The organism is Microbacterium sp. JB110 (assembly GCF_003335195.1).
In the GTDB taxonomy this organism is placed as follows: Bacteria; Actinomycetota; Actinomycetes; order Actinomycetales; family Microbacteriaceae; genus Microbacterium.
Genome location: NZ_QPGM01000009.1, coordinates 33,089 through 49,735 on the forward strand (window position 1 = coordinate 33,089; position 16,647 = coordinate 49,735).

17 protein-coding genes and 1 pseudogene are annotated in these 16,647 nt (G+C 68.4%); 12 read left to right on the forward strand and 6 right to left on the reverse strand.

The genetic code is table 11. The features are described 5' to 3' along the window. Positions 1-40 precede the first annotated feature (40 nt). Positions 41-265, forward strand: coding sequence for a hypothetical protein (locus CIK77_RS17735; protein ID WP_087054988.1), 225 nt, complete (start codon positions 41-43; stop codon positions 263-265). 201 nt (positions 266-466) lie between these two features. Here the strand turns inward: CIK77_RS17735 and CIK77_RS14625 are convergent, their stop codons facing one another. Beyond that, a complete protein-coding gene (locus CIK77_RS14625) occupies positions 467-1,087 on the reverse strand; it encodes a TetR/AcrR family transcriptional regulator (protein ID WP_087054987.1) in 621 nt (206 codons plus the stop codon). 51 nt (positions 1,088-1,138) lie between these two features. Between CIK77_RS14625 and CIK77_RS14630 the strand changes: the two genes are divergently transcribed. Continuing rightward, positions 1,139-1,675, forward strand: coding sequence for an HXXEE domain-containing protein (locus CIK77_RS14630; RefSeq protein ID WP_087054986.1), 537 nt, complete (start codon positions 1,139-1,141; stop codon positions 1,673-1,675). A gap of 23 nt (positions 1,676-1,698) precedes the next feature. Here the strand turns inward: CIK77_RS14630 and CIK77_RS18200 are convergent, their stop codons facing one another. The 5 genes and pseudogenes from CIK77_RS18200 to CIK77_RS14650 all read right to left on the reverse strand — a co-directional run bounded on the left by CIK77_RS18200 (position 1,699) and on the right by CIK77_RS14650 (position 6,290). Further along, positions 1,699-1,839 carry a hypothetical protein gene (locus CIK77_RS18200; protein WP_258861483.1) on the reverse strand — a complete coding sequence of 47 codons (141 nt, stop codon included), beginning with the start codon at positions 1,837-1,839 and terminating at the stop codon, positions 1,699-1,701. After that, positions 1,840-2,064: pseudogene (locus tag CIK77_RS18375) on the reverse strand (HNH endonuclease); the annotation flags it as partial. It abuts the gene before it with no gap. A gap of 272 nt (positions 2,065-2,336) precedes the next feature. Next, on the reverse strand, positions 2,337-3,785 hold the full coding sequence (locus CIK77_RS14640) for a glycoside hydrolase family 43 protein (RefSeq protein ID WP_087054984.1): 1,449 nt from the start codon (positions 3,783-3,785) through the stop codon (positions 2,337-2,339). 47 nt (positions 3,786-3,832) lie between these two features. Then, entirely contained in the window at positions 3,833-5,488 is a 1,656-nt protein-coding gene (locus tag CIK77_RS14645) for a dihydroxyacetone kinase family protein (RefSeq protein WP_087054983.1), read from the reverse strand. Positions 5,489-5,693: 205 nt separating this feature from the next. Beyond that, positions 5,694-6,290, reverse strand: coding sequence for a MarR family winged helix-turn-helix transcriptional regulator (locus CIK77_RS14650; RefSeq protein ID WP_087054982.1), 597 nt, complete (start codon positions 6,288-6,290; stop codon positions 5,694-5,696). Between the two features lie 149 nt (positions 6,291-6,439). On the opposite strand from CIK77_RS14650, the gene CIK77_RS14655 reads away from it, so the two are divergent. The 10 genes from CIK77_RS14655 to CIK77_RS14700 all read left to right on the forward strand — a co-directional run bounded on the left by CIK77_RS14655 (position 6,440) and on the right by CIK77_RS14700 (position 16,623). After that, positions 6,440-7,315, forward strand: a complete 876-nt coding sequence (locus CIK77_RS14655; RefSeq protein WP_087054981.1) for a transketolase — start codon at positions 6,440-6,442, stop codon at positions 7,313-7,315. Continuing rightward, positions 7,315-8,286 (forward strand): transketolase family protein, encoded by a 972-nt coding sequence (locus tag CIK77_RS14660; protein WP_087054980.1) that lies wholly within the window; start codon positions 7,315-7,317, stop codon positions 8,284-8,286. The genes CIK77_RS14655 and CIK77_RS14660 overlap by 1 nt, the downstream gene beginning before the upstream one ends. Continuing rightward, positions 8,286-9,350 (forward strand): zinc-dependent alcohol dehydrogenase, encoded by a 1,065-nt coding sequence (locus CIK77_RS14665; protein WP_087054979.1) that lies wholly within the window; start codon positions 8,286-8,288, stop codon positions 9,348-9,350. The genes CIK77_RS14660 and CIK77_RS14665 overlap by 1 nt, the downstream gene beginning before the upstream one ends. Next, positions 9,347-10,858 carry a sugar ABC transporter ATP-binding protein gene (locus CIK77_RS14670; RefSeq protein WP_087054978.1) on the forward strand — a complete coding sequence of 504 codons (1,512 nt, stop codon included), beginning with the start codon at positions 9,347-9,349 and terminating at the stop codon, positions 10,856-10,858. The genes CIK77_RS14665 and CIK77_RS14670 overlap by 4 nt, the downstream gene beginning before the upstream one ends. 1 nt (position 10,859) lies before the next feature. Continuing rightward, the gene (locus CIK77_RS14675; RefSeq protein WP_087054977.1) at positions 10,860-11,846 is read left to right on the forward strand and encodes an ABC transporter permease; all 987 of its coding nucleotides are present in this window, start codon (positions 10,860-10,862) and stop codon (positions 11,844-11,846) included. A gap of 67 nt (positions 11,847-11,913) precedes the next feature. After that, positions 11,914-12,954 carry a sugar ABC transporter substrate-binding protein gene (locus CIK77_RS14680; RefSeq protein WP_087054976.1) on the forward strand — a complete coding sequence of 347 codons (1,041 nt, stop codon included), beginning with the start codon at positions 11,914-11,916 and terminating at the stop codon, positions 12,952-12,954. Positions 12,955-13,029: 75 nt separating this feature from the next. Continuing rightward, positions 13,030-14,082 carry a sugar ABC transporter substrate-binding protein gene (locus CIK77_RS14685; protein WP_087054975.1) on the forward strand — a complete coding sequence of 351 codons (1,053 nt, stop codon included), beginning with the start codon at positions 13,030-13,032 and terminating at the stop codon, positions 14,080-14,082. Beyond that, positions 14,079-14,900, forward strand: coding sequence for an SDR family NAD(P)-dependent oxidoreductase (locus tag CIK77_RS14690; RefSeq protein ID WP_087054974.1), 822 nt, complete (start codon positions 14,079-14,081; stop codon positions 14,898-14,900). Before CIK77_RS14685 ends, CIK77_RS14690 begins: the two co-directional genes overlap by 4 nt. 45 nt (positions 14,901-14,945) lie before the next feature. Next, on the forward strand, positions 14,946-15,728 hold the full coding sequence (locus tag CIK77_RS14695) for an SDR family NAD(P)-dependent oxidoreductase (RefSeq protein ID WP_087054973.1): 783 nt from the start codon (positions 14,946-14,948) through the stop codon (positions 15,726-15,728). A 1-nt stretch (position 15,729) separates the two neighbouring features. After that, positions 15,730-16,623: a sugar phosphate isomerase/epimerase family protein gene (locus CIK77_RS14700; RefSeq protein WP_087054972.1), complete on the forward strand. Its 894-nt coding sequence runs from the start codon at positions 15,730-15,732 to the stop codon at positions 16,621-16,623. The last annotated feature ends 24 nt before the right edge of the window (positions 16,624-16,647 follow it).

A 16,647-nucleotide genomic window follows, 5' to 3' on the forward strand; every position in this document is an offset into this window, starting at 1 on the left:
TTCAAGGTCCGATCCAACTGGCCACGTCGAGTCGAACTGCGTGTTCAGGCACGAGGCGCCGCAGGTCGACCTCCAGGTCACACGCATCCTGGTCGGACCGATGGCCTGTACCCACTGGGCGCGCAGCCGCTCGGACACGGCGGCCGACCACGATCGCCTGCAAGCTCTGAATGTCGTGCTGGGCGTTGGCGTGTACACCCTGTCGACCTACGCCAACAGCCTCACCAGCGCCCCAGTAGAGGACCCCTTCCAGGCGTTCGCCTGACGCAGATCATTCCTGCACACCGTCGCAACGTCGGAAGACGTTGGGATAGCAACAACAAGTGCCGTGCACCGTGAGGAACACGCCCACGATTCCCGGGGCCCAGACCGAAACTGTCACCTGAACCAGCATCAGCCCCGAGTCACACGATCGTGCCCGGGTGGTGATAGCGGAGTGGCGGAGCCTCCGGTCTCCTTGCGGTGTTCACGTGTTCTCCCGCTTGGCGGGCCGGTCGACGGCCAGGGCGAGGTATCGATCGAGAAGCTCCGGGCCTTCTCGCGCAGCATCGTCCGCTTTCAGGTCCACGAGCTGCAGCGAGAGGCCGTCCAGCAGGGACTGCAGAAGTAGCGTGTCGGCGTCAACTTCGGGATCGGAGGGCGCGGTGCCCTCGGTGTGCACGGGAAGACCTCGCCGCGCGCGGATGATGCGCGAGTAGAGCTCGCGCATCATCACGTTCGTCAGTCGCTTCAGCTCCGCGAGTGCCGGATCGGTCCTGGCGTGGGCGACGAACGCGAGCCAGACCGCGTGTTCGCGACGCCGGTCAGCGTCCAGCGGCAGCAACTCGAGCAGGATCTCTCGTGTCCACTCCCATACCTCTCCCCAGCGAGGCACCCCGGCAAGGCGTTGCTCCACCTGAACCGACGTCCACTCCATGGCGTACCGGATCATCTCGGCGCGGGTGGAGAAGTAATGCTGCACCGTTCCACCGCTTACTCCCGCCTCGGCCGCGACCGCGCGCACGCTGACACCCGCGATCCCTTCACGGGCCACGACGTGTGTGAGCGCCTCAGCCAGTCTGCGCTTACCGCCCCTTGCATCCGTCATGAGCCCAGCATACAGTCGTACTACCCTCTAATACAGTCGTAAGGGACGATCATGAACCAAGTACTCGCCGACGCCGCTGGCGACAGGGCGGCCGAGAAGGTCAGCGACCGGCGTCTGGTGCTGCTGTGGGCGGCGACGGCCGGAGCCGTGGTGCTGCACAATGTCGAGGAGTGGCTGCGCGACATGACCGGCTGGATTGCCGCACACCCCTGGCTCCCGGGACGCTCTTTGCACGGCGACCAGGCCGAGTTCGCCGTCGTGCTCGCCATCGTCACGGCCGCTGTACTCGCGATCGCCGTCATCGCCGTGGCGATCCGACCACGCTGGAGCACCGAAGGCCTGGTGTGTGTCGCCTATGCACTGATGGTCAATGGCGCGATCCATATCATGCTGAGCCTGCTCTCGTGGAGCCCGATGCCCGGTGTCATCAGCGGCATCGTCGTGCTCCTGCCGCTCGGAGCGCTCGTCGTCCACATGCTGCCTCCTGTGCGCTGGACGGTCTTGACGATCGCGATGACGGTCATCGCCGCCATCGGAATCACGGCCAGTGCGCTTGCGCTGGCGTCCGTGCTCACAGGTATCGAATAGGGCGCCAGGCCCGAGGTGACGACTCAGGCCGCCAGGTCGAGATGTGCACTGAGGCCGCGCTGGGGCGTGCGGGTAGGGTCGGCGCTTGCGGGCGGCGTGAACCACGCCGTCGCGCGCGTGCCGGTGTCGCGAATCTCGACGCTCCAGCCGTCGTCGTGAATCACGTGATGACATTCGGTGCAAAGCAGCACGCCGTTGCCGAGGTCAGTCCTTCCGCCGTGCGCTGCCCACCATCGGATGTGGTGCACCGAGGTGAACCCCGGCGGAGCTCCGCACCGGGCACACCCGCCGTCGCGTTCCGCGATCGCAAGCTTCTGCGCCGGTGTGAGGTACCGCTGCCTGCGCCCCAGATCGAGGATCTCGCTCTTCGAGCCGAACACCGACGGCACCGTCTGCGCGTCGACCGCTGCTCGGCGGGCCGTTTCGATCGATACCGGTCGGTCGAGAAGGCCCCGTTCACCGCCACCAGCTCCGCTGACGACAGTTCCCCGACCGCACGCTCGCCGCCGGCCGACGCGAGATGCTCGAGCGCCTCGGCGAGTGGGATCAGGTTCCCTTGCATGCTCCAAGTCCAGGAAGGGGGTCCGACATTCTCGGGGACAACTGCCCCGTGCCAGCGGCCGCGACCAGGTGCGCTTCCAGCGCGAACGGCGCGCGTCTCTCAACGCGGCGCGAACACCACTTCCCGCACCCGCACTTCGCCGCCCAGTGCCTCGATCCCGATCATCCGGCCCGTGAAGCCTCCGGCGAGCTCGGTCGAGACGTACCGCCCGTCGATCGCGGCGATCGCGGTGAACTCACCTGCCTGCTCGTAGCCGACCGAAATCGTGTCGGGCCCGAGTCCATTGGAGTGGTGCCCGTCGACGGCGCGGGCCCGCAGCGCGAGGCGAGCACCATCAGGGAGCTGCGTCTCGGCGAACACCTGGTCGAACGGGGCAGACACCGCACGCGCTCTCAGCACCCCACCGACGACCTCCGCGCCGCACCAGTGCCCCGCGTCGATCCGCACGGACAGGCATGCGTCGTCGTCGACCGCCGCAGTCGCATCCCACTCGTGCACGGTGACTCTAGCGCACAGCACGCGGGTCTGCTCGCCCGAGGAGGCGTCGCGTCCCGCGGCGAGCACAAGTCCGCCATCGGCACGCGCAAACGACTCCGGCGCAACGCTCGGCGACACCCAGCGCAGACCCAACGACTCGAATCGCTCGACGAAGCCCATCGGCTCCGTCGTCTCGGCGAGCGCACCCTCATCGACCACCGGCCAGTCGTCGACCCACTCGACCCCCGCGAGGAAGGTCTCTCGCCCGTTCACGTGGAAACGAGGGAACGAGCCGTTCTGACGGATGCCGAGGAACACCATCGCCCATGTGCCGTCCGGCCGCTCCACGAGATCCGCATGCCCTGCCGCCTGCACCGGATGACCCGTGCTGCGGTGCGAGAAGATCGGGTTGGCCGGATGCTCCTGGAACGGTCCGCGCGGATCGCGGGCACGGGCGACGGAAACACCGTGCCCCAGCCCTGTGCCTCCTTCGGCGACGACCAGATACCACCAGTCCCCGCGCCGGATGAGGTGGGGGCCCTCGGTCTCGGCAAGAGCCCCGCCGCCCGGCCACAGCATCCGCGTGTCACCGAACTGCTCTCCCGTTGCCGGATCGATCTCGACCTGGCGGATGCCCGGCGGGCTCATGCTGCGCCAGGTCAGCAGGCACCGGCCCTCATCGTCCCAGGCGAGGTCCGGATCGATGCCGATCGTGTCGGGCACCCGCACCGGGGCCGACCACGGGCCATCCGGATGCTCGGCATGCGTGATGAGCTGCCCCTCCCGAATGCGCCCGATGGCCGTGGTCGTCAGCCAGAACCGACCGTCGTGGTGGCGCAGCGTCGGCGCGAAGACGCCGCTGCTCGCACCCGCAGCACCCTCGGGCGCAGCGATCTCCTCCGCATCGGGCAACGCGTGCCCGACCAGCTCCCACGTCACGAGATCGGCAGAGCGGTGGATCGGGACGCCCGGCACGTACTCGAACGACGAGTTCGCGATGAAGTACTCATCCCCCGCTCGGCAGATCGACGGATCGGGGTGGAAGCCGGGAAGAATCGGTTTGTCGCCCATGACGACGAACCTACGCGAGCTCGATGGCGAAGCCCAGAATCCCACCATCACTCCGCAGCGAGCGACTCCAGCAGCTTCGCGATCGCGACGGCGCCGGGGTCCGGAACGCCGATCGCGCGGTCGCCGAGGTAGCTGCTCCTACCGAGGTGCGCCGCTTCCTGGGCCGTCGCCTCAGCGCCGACCCGCGCCGCTTCGGCTGCTTGAGTCAGGCCACCACCCGATCGGAATGCCTCAGCAGCAGGCGCGAGCGCGTCGACCATCGTCCGATCCCCCGGTTTCGCCCCGCCGATCGCCATCAGCCGCTCAGCCCCGTGTGCGAACGCGCCGCCCGCGTCACCCGAGCGCGCGATCTCCTCCCCCATGCCCAGCAGCATTGCGGCGTACAGGGGACCGGATGTGCCGCCCACGACGCGACGGGCGATTCCGGATGCGGCGCGCAGGAACGACGCAGCATCCGGGCTCGCCGACAGCGGTCGTTCAGCGTCGAGGATCGCGCGTGCGCCCCTGGCGAGGTTCGTCCCCATATCCCCGTCGCCGACCCTGCGATCGAGGTCGGTCAGCTCCGTCTCCGCCTCGATCGCCGCGCGGCACACCCGCGAGGCGATCCGGAACATCCGCTCGCCGATCTGCGTCGGTTCGCCACCCGGAGCCTCCTCGGCCACCGGTGCGCCCGACGGCCGCGAGCGCGCCCCGACGTGCTCAGCGGTGCGGTGCGGAAAGGCCGCGACGACCGCCTCATCACTCAGCAGCTCGACGAGTTCGTCGTCCACGGCGGCGACGGTCACCGACGCCCCAGGCATCTCGAGCGATGTCAGGAAGTGCCCCGCCCATGTCAGCCGCACGCGTGCTCCGCGGGCCTCCAGCGCGCGCAGCACGTCGCCCTGCAGGATGCGGATCTCGAGGTCGGGAGTACCGCCCAGCGAGTTCACGAGCACGACGATCTCGTCGCCGGGTGCACCGTCGATCGCAGCCCACACCTGTTCGACGAGAGCCTCTGCGGTCTCGGCGGAACCGAGCGCCTCGCCTCGGTTCCGCCCGGGCTCGCCGTGGATGCCCAACCCCCATTCGACCTCGTTCTCGTCGAGTTCGAAGTTCGCTCGAGCACTGCCTGGCACAGTGCACGCACCGAGCGCGACGCCCATCGTCGCCGCCCGCGCCAGTACACGCTCGGCTGCACCCTTCACCCCATCGAGATCCGCACCCCGCTGCGCCACCGCACCCGCCGCTTTGTGCGCCAGCACCGTCGCGGTGAGCCCTCGCCTGCCGGCACCCGCCGAGTCACCCAGTGCTGCGTCGTCGGCGACGATGACCCGTTCGACCCGGATGCCGTCGGCACGCGCCATCTCCGCGGCCAGCGAGAAGTTGAGCACGTCGCCGGTGTAGTTCTTGATGATCAGCAGCACACCGGCATCCGTCGCGACGGCGTGGATCGCCGCGTACACGTCATCGACGGAGGGCGACGTGAACACCGGCCCGAGCACGGCGGCGTCGAGCATCCCGCGACCGACGTACCCCGCATGCGCCGGTTCGTGCCCGGAACCGCCTCCCGAGACGATCGCGACGCGATCATCCGGCTTGCGCTGATCATCGCTGCGCACCACCACCGGCGCATCGTCGAGACGCGCCAGATGCGGCCGCGACGAGACCAGCCCCGCGATGTAGTCGTCGATGACGTTCTCCGGAGCGTTGATGAGCTTCTTCATGGATCCATCCTGCTCCTCTTCACTCCATCCGACACTCGGGCAAGGCCCCACAACCATCGAGCGCTCGCTTTGCTCGCCCGCTCCAGTGCCCGAAATTGCGCCACCGCCCAGATCTAAGCGCAATTCGGCACACCCGAGACCCCAAGAAGTACGGGGAAGAGCAGTTCGGCACACCGGAACCGGCCGCACGCCGCCCCGCCGCCGACTACGACGCCGCGCGGATGCGGTCGAGCATGCCCTGCAGGGTCTCCGTCGCCGTGCGCACCTCGTCGGCGCTCAGCCCGGCGAGGATGATCTCCTCACCACTCGTAGAGATCGGCTTCATTCTGGCGTGCATCTCGGCGCCCGCCTCGTTCAGGTACAGCGGGCGGGAGCCGCGCGGTCCGTCGCCGACGACGATCAGTTCGTGGTCGAGCAGAGTGTTCACGCTCTTCGACACGACTGCTTTGTTCACGCTGAGGAAGTCCGACACCTCGTTCGACGGCTGCCCTGGCCGTATCGCCAACGCCGAGAGGACTCGCCAGTCATTGGTGCCGAGGCCGACCGCGCGCCGCAGCTGGTGCGATTCGCGCCACACCAGTGCATTCGACAGCAGAGCGACCAAGCGCGGCACGAACAGGTCGGGCGAGATGACGTCATCGAGGGGCTCGGTGACCGCTCCGGCAGGAACTCCACGAGAGGCCGCGTCCGCCTCGGTGCTGACGTTGACGTCGGTCATCTCGCTCCCCTCAGGCGGCGGCAGGCCGCGGTACCCGCCCCATTGTCGCATCAGGACGTGGTGCGCATCGGACTCGCGATGCATTTCAACACGTTTACGTCTATTCATGTTTACACCTAAACCAGATACTGCTACCGTCTCCTTCACGGGCCACCGTCGGCCCCAACAGACAGTGCGAACGTCGAGGGCGACCCGCGGGCTGCCATCGACCTCGAAGGCGAGGAGACACACGCATGACCACAGCCGGAATCGATCCTGGCGAGCACCACTCGGTCGCGGAGCTGGAGGATCTGGCCTACGAACTCCGCCGCAAGCTGCTCGAGCTCTGCGGCACCTACGAGGGCGCAGTGCACATCGGCGGCGACATGTCGGTCGCCGACATCCTGACCGCTCTGTTCCACCACGGCCTGCGCGTCGACCCCGACGACATCAGCAACCCGAACCGCGACCGCTTCCTGCTGAGCAAGGGCCACGCCGCCGTGTGCATGTACATCGCCATGGCGATCCGCGGCTTCTTCGAGTACGACGACATCGTCGCCACTTACGGCCAGCTCGACAGCGCCTACGGCATGCACCCCTGCAAGGTGCAGCTGCCCGGCGTGGAGGCCTCCACCGGATCGCTCGGCCACGGCCTGCCGCTCGCGGTCGGCATGGCGCTCAGCGCCCGCGGCCGCGGCGAGAAGCACCGCGTGATCACGCTGCTCGGCGACGGCGAGACCGGCGAGGGTTCGGTGTGGGAGGCGGTGATGGCCGGCCGCAGCAACCGACTCGGCAATCTCGTCGCCATCGTCGACCGCAACCGCCAGATGATGACGAGCTTCGCCGAGGAGCGCGTCATGTTCGAGCCCTACCCCGACAAGTGGCGCGCATTCGGCTGGAACGTCGTGGAGATCGACGGTCACGACATGTCCCAGCTCGTCAGCGCGATCGACGACCTCCCCGACGCCGACAGCGACGTACCCACGGTTCTCATCTGCGAGACCGTCAAGGGCAAGGGCGTCGACTTCATGGAGCGCAACCTCGCCTGGCACGCCGGCTCGCTCAACCCCACCGACCTCGAGCGTGCACTGACGGCGCTCGACGCCTCCCGCACGAAGGAGAACGCCTGATGCCCGAAACATTCACCTTCGGCGACATGCTGTCGGCCCGCTCCGTGATCGGCGAGACCCTCGCCGCCGAGGGCGCGAAGCGCGACAATCTGTGGGTCCTCACCCCCGACATCGGCGCGACCCTCGTCGAGTTCCGCGACACCTTCCCCGATCGCTTCATCGACGTCGGACTCGCTGAGCAGGCGTGCGTCGGCATCGCCGCGGGCCTCGCCTACGACGGCAACATCTCCGTCGTCTCCGGCATGCTCCCCTTCCTCTCGATGCGCGCGCTCGAGCAGGTGCGCTCCGACGTGTGCTACCCGAACCTGCCGGTGAAGATCATCGGCACCCACGGCGGCCTCGTCGGAAACGGCGGCTCCACCCACTACGCCGTCGAGGACCTCAGCCTGATGGCCTCGCTGACCAACATGACCGTGACGTCGATCGGCGACCCCGTCATGGTGGGCGAGGTGCTGCGCCAGTCGATGGAGATGTCGGGACCGATCTACATCCGCCTCGCCGTCGGGAAGAAGGACAAGGTCCTCTACGCGCCGGGCGAGCACGACATCCGGATCGGCAGGGGCATCGTCGCCCGCGACGGCAGCGACGTCACCCTCTTCACCCACGGCACCACAGTGGCGCAGGCACTCGACGCAGCCGACGAGCTGGCGAAGGAAGGCGTGAGCGTTCGCGTGGTCGACATGTGGACCCTCAAGCCCATCGACGCGGAGCTGGTCATCCGCTCGGCCTCGGAGACCGACGGCCGCTTCGTCGTGCTCGAGGACCACCTCACATACGGCGGCCTCGCCACCCGGATCTCCGACGTCGTCACCGACAACGGCGTGAGCCTGAACTCCTTCGAGCGACTCGGCATCCCGCAGGTGTACGCCGGCTTCGGCGACGACGAGGAGCTGCGCAACAAGCACGGCTACGGCCTCGTCCACACGGTCGACGCACTGCGCCGTGCAGTCCAGACGCAGGAGACGAGCTGATGAAGACCGTCGCCGTCACCAAGATCGGCAGTCTGCGAGCCGAGAATCCGGATGAGCGGGGCACGATCGGCATCGTCGACCTGCCCGAGCCGGAGCTCGGTCCGGAGGACGTGCGCATCCGCGTCGCGTACGCGGCGATCTGCGGCTCCGACCCGCACCTCGCCGAGGGCTTCTTCGGCACCGACGTGCCCATCCCGCTCGGCCACGAGATCTCCGGCGTCGTCGAGGCCCTCGGCGAGCGCGCCACCCGCAAGGGACTGCGGGTCGGCGACCGCGTCTCGGGCAACTTCCTGCGCTTCTGCGGCACCTGCCGCGCGTGCCTGGCCGGCAGCCAGCAGTTCTGCGAGAACATCCAGGAGTACAACCGACCTGGCATGGCCGAGACCCTCACCTGGCACGAGTCGCAGGTGCAGAAGCTCCCGGATGAGGTGTCGCTGCTGCACGGGTGCCTGCTGGAGCCGACGTCGGTCGCGGTGCGCATCGCAGACAAGGCACGAGTGCGTGTGGGCGACCGTGTCGCGATCTGCGGCGGCGGTCCGATCGGGCAGCTGGCGCTGCAGGTGCTCGCGCGCTCCGGCGCTACGGCGCTGACCCTCATCGAGCCGATCGCCGAACGGCGCGAGATGGCGCTGCGCCACGGCGCGCAGCACGTGATCGACCCGATCGGCGAAGACCAGGCCGCACGGGCGGACGAGATCACCTCGGGCAACGGCTACGACGTCGTCATCGACGCATCCGGCTCTCCGCACGCCGTGCGGAGTCTGCTCGACATCGCCGCCCACGGCGCGATCGTCGTCTACGGCGCGATGTATCCCGAGAGCTACGAGATGCCGCTGAACCTCTCGGACTACCTGTATCTGAAGGAGCTCACCCTCACCGGCGTCTTCGTCTCGCCCTACGCCTTCCCACGCGCCGTGCAACTGCTGCCGCATCTCGAGCTCGACGAGTTCGCCCAGTCGGTGTTCGACATCGACGACGCCGCCGACGCATTCCGGATGCACGTCTTGGGAAAGCACCCGAAGGTCATCATCCGGTGCAATCGCCTCGCAGAGGACACGCGATGAGCACCGCGACCGCCGAGACGGCGGAACTCGCGCTCGACGTGCACGGCGTCACGAAGCACTTCGACGGCGTGCAGGCCCTCGGCGGCGTCGACCTCGAGGTGCGCGCAGGCGAAGTGCATGCCCTCCTCGGCGAGAACGGCGCAGGCAAGTCGACGCTGATCAAGGTCGTCACCGGAGTGCACGGCCAGGACGACGGCGAGGTGCGCGTCGGCGGCGAGCGCGCCGACTTCTCGGATGTGAAGGCGGCGAACCGCGCCGGCGTCGTGGCCCTGTACCAGGAGCTGTCGATCATCGAGACGATCACCGTCGCCGAGAACATCGCACTCGCCAAGGGCGCACCGTCTGCGGGCGGCGTCGTGAACTGGGGCGAGATGCGGCGCGAGGCGCAGCGGCAGCTCGACCGACTCGGCCAGCGCATTCCGCTGCGCGCCCTCGCCGGCGATCTCTCCCCCGTGCAGCAGACGATGGTGTCCGTCGCCCGCGCGCTGTCGCTCGACGCGCGCGTGCTGATCCTCGACGAGCCGACGGCGTCGCTCACCGACACCGAGATCGAGGACCTGTTCGCCGTCATCCGGAGGCTGCGCGCCGACGGCGTCGCGATCGTCTACGTCTCGCACCGACTGGAAGAGGTCTTCGAGGTCTGCGACCGGCTCACGGTGATGCGCAACGGCCGCACGATCGTGACCCAGGATGTCGCCGAGTCGTCGATCGACCGCGTCATCACCTATATGGTCGGGCGCGAACAGAACGACGTCTACCCCGAGCGCGGCACGGCGACCGACGAAGTCGTGCTGGCCGTCGACGGTCTCAGCGGCAAGCGGGTCCAGGGCGCGTCGTTCACCGCACGCCGCGGCGAGGTCGTCGGCATCGGCGGGCTCGCAGGCTCGGGCCGCAGCGAACTGATGCGACTGCTCGCCGGAGCTCAGAAGCGCACGGGAGGCCGCGTCTCGGTCGAGGGCAGGCCGTACAGCGGACGGGGCGTCGGCAAGGCACTCGCCGCGGGCATCGCCCTCGTCCCGGAGGAGCGGCGCAGCCAGGGCGTGATCCTGTCGAGCGGCATCGAGGAGAACATCGCCGTACCGAATCTGCGCGGGGTATCCCCCGGTGGGATCGTCTCCTACCGGCGCATCCGGGATCTCGCCCGCGCCGGCATGGAGCAGCTGCAGGTGAAGGCCTCCAGCTCCCGCCAGCCCGTCGGACATCTCTCCGGCGGCAATCAGCAGAAGATCGTGCTGGCGAAGATGCTGGCGCGGGAGCCGAAGGTGCTGCTGATGGACGAGCCGACCCGAGGCATCGACGTCGGCACCAAGGTCGAGATCTACCGCCTCATCCGGAGCCTTGCGGCATCCGGCACGACGGTCGTCTTCGTCAGCAGCGAGATCCCCGAGCTGATCGGGCTCAGCGACCGCGTCCTCGTCATGCACGAGGGGCGCATCGCCGGCGACATCGACGCCGCCGCAGCCGACGAGGAGCTCGTCCTCACTCACGCATACGGAAGGAGCGCCTGACATGGCGCAGACAGAAGCCCTCAAAGTGGAGGCGGCCGCACCTGTAAGGCGAGGCGTTCCCGGTTGGGTCTGGCAGAGCAGCACGATCATCGCCCTCGGCGTGCTCGTGATCGTGTTCACGGTGATCGGCGGTGGTGTGTTCCTGACACCGGCCAACATCACCAACATCACCTACCAGATCGCGATCCTGGCGATCATCGCGGTTGCGCAGACGATCGTGATGGTGGTCGGCGACTTCGACCTCTCGGTCGGCACGACGGCGACGCTGTCCGGCGCGACCGCCGCGGCGCTGATGATCGGCGGCACCCCCATCCCGCTCGCGATCATCGTCGCGATCGCGGTCGGCGCAGGCATCGGGCTCGTCAACGGCACCCTCGTGGCGTACTTCGGCATCTCGCCGTTCATCACGACGCTCGCGATGATGACCACCTCCGCAGGGCTCACGCTCATCGTCACCGACGGCACGACGCTGTACGGCTGGCCGGAGGAGTTCGGCATCATCGGACAGGCGCGACTGAACGGCGTGCCGTTCCCGGTGTTCTACGCGCTCATCGTCGCCGTGCTGATCTGGCTGGTGCTGCGCTTCACGACGCTCGGACGCAAGTGGTACGCGATCGGCGGCAACGCCGAGGTCGCGCGCCTCTCCGGCGTCTCCGTGCGCCCCACCCGAATGCTCGCCTTCGTCTCGGCCGGCGCCCTGTCGGCGCTCGCCGGCGTGATCCTGGTCAGCCGACTCGGCTCGGCGGGCTCGGGCGGCGCCGAGAGCATGATGATGTACGCCGTCGCCGCCACCTTCCTCGGCATGACGCTGCTGCGCTCGGGGCGCGCGAACGTCGGCGGCACGATCATCGGCGTGCTCATCATCGGCGTCGTGCAGAACGGTCTGAACCTCGTCGGCGTGAACACCTACATCCAGCAGGTGCTGATCGGGGCGATCATCATCGCCGCGGTGCTGCTGTCGAGCATGAAGAAGAAGTCCGGGTCCTAGCCCCACCGCCGCCGCGACATCCGGTGGCACTGAGAACACAGCATCACAGACACAAGGGAGTATCACGATGCGCACTTCACACCTCTTCCCCCGCCTCGCGGCGGTCGGCGTCGGCGTTCTCGCCGCTGTCGCCCTCGCCGGCTGCTCCGTCGACACCGGCATGGGCGGCGGCGGTTCGAGCAGCGACTCGGACAAGACCGACGGCCTCGGCGACGACGGCACGTTCACGGTCGCGGCGTTCACTGCCGGCTACGGCACGCCGGCAGGCAAGCTCGCCATGGACGACTTCGTCGAGAAGGCCGAAGCAGACGGCTGGGACGTCACCCTCTACACCAGCGCGTTCGACTACGACAAGCTCAACAGCGACGTGCAGGCCGCGATCGCGCAGGGCGCCGACGCGGTCATGGCCGGGTTCCCCGACCCGCGACAGATCGCTCCGATCGTGCAGTCGGCGCAGGACGCGGACATCCCGATCTTCTCGATCGACGGCGGCGTCGAGGCCAACCCCGACTTCGTCGTCGACGAGACCTTCGGACAGCAGGCGATGGCCGATCAGACGCTTGCCGCGCTCGGCGACGCGATGGGCGGCATCGAGGGCAAGAACGTGATGGTGATCGGTCACGATCCGCACGTCGGCATCCACACGCGCAGCACCATGGCCGTCGAGGCCCTGGAGCAGGAGGGCGCCACCGTCGTGGGCGGAGAGATGAAGCAGGTGCTCGACCCCGGCACGAGCCGCACCGAGGCGCTCAACTTCGTCACCGACTACCTGCAGGCCAATCCCGACGGCCTCGACGGCGTCTGGGCCGGATGGGACGACGCCGCGCTCGGAGCGGTGCAGGCGATCGAGGAGTCCGGCCAGGACGATGTCCACGTCACCGGCGTCGATGCTCTCGCGCAGACGGTCGAGAAGATCCGCGAGGGCAGCCCGATGTACGCCACGGCGTCGCAGGACTGGATCTCGGTCGTCGACGACCTCATCGGCTACCTCTCCGACTACGCCGATTCCGCTGCGCTTCCGGAGGAGACCTTCGTCGAGCTCGAGCCGGAGATCATCGACCCCTCGAACGCCGACGACTTCGAGCCCACGCTCGGCATCACCGAATGACCCGGATGGGGCGGGCGATCCGCCCCATCCGGAGCGAGCCACAACCGAAGCAGCACGACACAAGGGAGTTTCACGTTGCGCACACGATCCTCGACCCTCCGCGCCGGCGTCGCCGGCATCGGACTGATCGCTCTGGCAGCCGCCGCAGGCTGCAGCGTCGACACGGGAATGGGCACGTCCGACGATTCCGCGGCAGAAGGCGCCGCCGGGAAGTCCGACGGAATGGGGGATGACGGAGTCTTCACCGTCGCCGCGTTCACCGCGGGATACGCCGTGCCCGGCGGCAAGCTCACCCTCGACGACTTCGTCGAGAAGGGAAACGAGTTGGAGGGCTGGGAGGTGACCCTGTACACCAGCACCTTCGACTACGACAAGCTCAACAGCGACGTGCAGGCCGCGATCACGCAGGGCGCAGACGCCATCCTCGCCGGGTTCCCCGACCCGCGACAGATCACTCCGATCGTGCAGGCGGCACAGGACGCCGATGTCCCGATCTTCTCGATCGACGGCGGCGTGGAGGCGAATCCGGATCTCATCACGAACATCACGTTCGATCAGCAGCAGCTCGCCGAGATCACGGTCGGGGGCTTGGACGAGGCGATGGGCGGGCTCGATGGGAAGGACGTCATGGTGATCGGCCATGACCCGCATATCGGCATCCAGAAACGCAGCCAGCTCGCCTTCGACATGCTCGAAGACGCCGGTGCGAACATCGCCGGCGGCGAGATGAAACAGGCACTGGATCCCGGAACGGGGCGCACGGAAGCGCTGAACTTCGTCACCGACTACCTGCAGGCCAACCCCGACGGCCTCGACGGCGTCTGGGCCGGGTGGGACGATGCTGCGCTCGGTGTAACCCAGGCCATCGAGGAAGCGGGACGCGACGACATCTTCGTCACCGGCGTCGATGCGCTCGCCGAGACGGCGGAGAAGATCGAGGCGGGGAGCCCGATGTACGCTTCAGCAGCTCAGGACTGGCCTTCGGTCGTCGACGAGATGATCACGCACATGGAGGAGTACCGCACGAATGCGGCGCTTCCCGAGGAGAACTTCATCGAGATCCCGGCAGAGCTGATCGATCCGAGCAACGTGGCCGACTTCGAACCGACACTGGGAGTGAACGAATGAGCACCATCACACGAGAGGGCATCCACTCGCTGTTCGACATGACGGGCGACATCGCCGTCGTCACCGGGGCCTCGAGCGGCTTCGGGCAGGCGGCCGCCGAAGCGTACGCCGCGGCCGGCGCGACCGTCGTCGTGCTGGGGCGCAGCGCCGAGCGCACCGCCGCCGTGGCCGACGGCATCATCGCGGCAGGCGGCACGGCCCACGCGTACGCCGTCGACCAGACCCGCCGCGGTGCGGTCGACGAGGTGCTGGACCGTATCGTGCGCGAGGTCGGCCGCCCCACGGTGATCGTCGCGAACGCGGGCATCTCGGGCGGACCGAGCTACCGGTCGGGCGGGGAGCTGGCCTCTTACTCCGACGAGGAGTGGAGCGAGGTCATCGCGACCAATCTCACCGGCACGTTCGAGACGGTGCGCGCGGCCGCGCGTCTGCTCGAACCGGGTGGCCGCATCCTCGTCACCTCCTCCACCGCGGGCATGCGCACGGATCCGATGGTGTCGTACGGGTACGTCACCACGAAGGCCGCCATCCTCAACTTCGTCCGCCAGGTGTCCCTCGAGCTCGCGCCCCGGAGCATCCGGGTCAACGCGATCGCGCCAGGGCCGATCAAGGGCACGCGGATCGGCGACGGCCGCGTCGAGATCGACCCGGACTTCGAGCGCGAGTGGGAGTCGACGATCCCGATGGGCCGGATGGGGACGACCGACGAGGTCCAGGGCCCGATGCTCTTCCTGGTCTCCCCCGCATCGTCGTTCATCACCGGCGCGACCCTCACGATCGACGGCGGCGCGGCCGCACTGTCGCACACTGCCTTCTGACCCCGGCCGAGCGCCGACCGACACCGAACACATCCAAGGAGAACCATGAAGCTTTCCGGCAAGTCAGCCATCATCACCGGCGGTGCCGGCGGAATCGGGCGTGCGAGCGTGCTGCGGTACGTGCACGACGGCGCGAAGGTGCTCGTCGCCGATCTCGATCTCGCCGCGGCGCAGTCGGTCGTCGACGAGGTCGATGCGGCAGGCTTCGAAGGCTCTGCCGTCGCACACGCCGTCGACGTGTCGGACTTCGCCGAGGTCGAGCGGATGGTGCAGGCCGCCGTCGACGCGTTCGGCGGCGTCGACATCATCTTCAACAACGCGGGCATCGCCGGCGGCACGCCGCTGCTCGAGCACGACATCGAGGCCGACTACCACCGCATGATCCGAGTCGACCAGGACGGCGTCTACTACGGCATCGTGGCAGCTGGCCGGCAGATGGCGAAGCAGGGCCGCGGCGGCGTGATCATCAGCACGTCGTCGGTGTACGGGCAGGATGCCGCCGAGCTGTCATTCACGTACAGCGCCGCGAAGGCAGCGGTGATCTCCTTCACCCGCTCGGCGGCGTACGAGCTCGCCGAGCACGGCATCCGGGCCGTCGCCATCACTCCGGGACGCGTGGCCACGCCGATCATCAACCAGTTCAGCGATGAGCTCAAGCAGACGTTCGCCTCCGAGCAGCTGCGCGGCAGGCTCACCGACCCCGACGAGATCGCCGACGTGGTGGCGTTCCTCGGCTCCGACGAGTCACGCGTCATCAACGGCACGGTGGTGAACGTCGAGGACGGTTACTCGGTGTTCAAGCAGCGTCTCGACCTGCCGGTGTTCTGACATGTCGGCCACGGTGATCCCTGAGCAGCTCGACGTGGCCTTCCACGTCAACGCCGCGCTGCCCGACGTCGCGTCGCCGCAGCTCGGCGCGCTGCTCGACTCGCTCGCGGGCTTCGGCTACCGACGCATCGTGCTGCCGCCGCTGGACGCGCGCAGCATCGATGTCGGCGCGCTGCGCGACGCGTGCGACCGGCGAGGGCTCACCGCGATTCCGATGGCGGGGCAGTCGCCGGAAGCCGACGTGTCGAGCGTGGACCCATGGGTCCGCGAAGCCGGGGCGCGGGCGCTGCGCGACGCGATCGAGCTCGCGGCCGGGCTCGGGTCAGACCGGCTGGGCGGCGTTCCGTACGGTCTGTTCGGTCGCGCGGAGCACGCCGCCCCGCGCGACGCATGGCGGCGCTCGGCCGCGGCCGTCGGGCTCGCCGCAGAGGAGGCATTCGAGCGCGGCATCACCATGACGCTGGAGGTGCTCAACCGATACGAGACCGCGATGGTCAACACGGCGGAGCAGGCGATGGCCTACGTCGAGGAGAGCGGTTCGGAGCACCTGGCGATCCACCTCGACACGTTCCACATGGCGATCGAAGAGGCCGACACGGCCGAAGCGATCCGGATGGCGCTGCCGCGGCTGGCGTACATCGAGCTCGGCCAGTCGGGGCGAGGGCTGCTCAGTCGCGGCTCCGTCGACATCGCCGGCGTCGTGCGCGGTGCGCTCGACGCCGGCTACTCCGGCCGCTGGGGCGTGGAGGCCTTCTCCGCTTCGCTGCTCCCTTCTGCCGCCCAGAGCGCGCTAGCGATATGGCGTCCCACGTATCAGGACGGCGTGAGCGTCGCGTCCGACGCGGCAGAGATCATCGAATCCGGATGGGTGGCCCACGAGAGGTGCGTTTCGTAACAGAATCGAAGCAGGCGTGTTTCG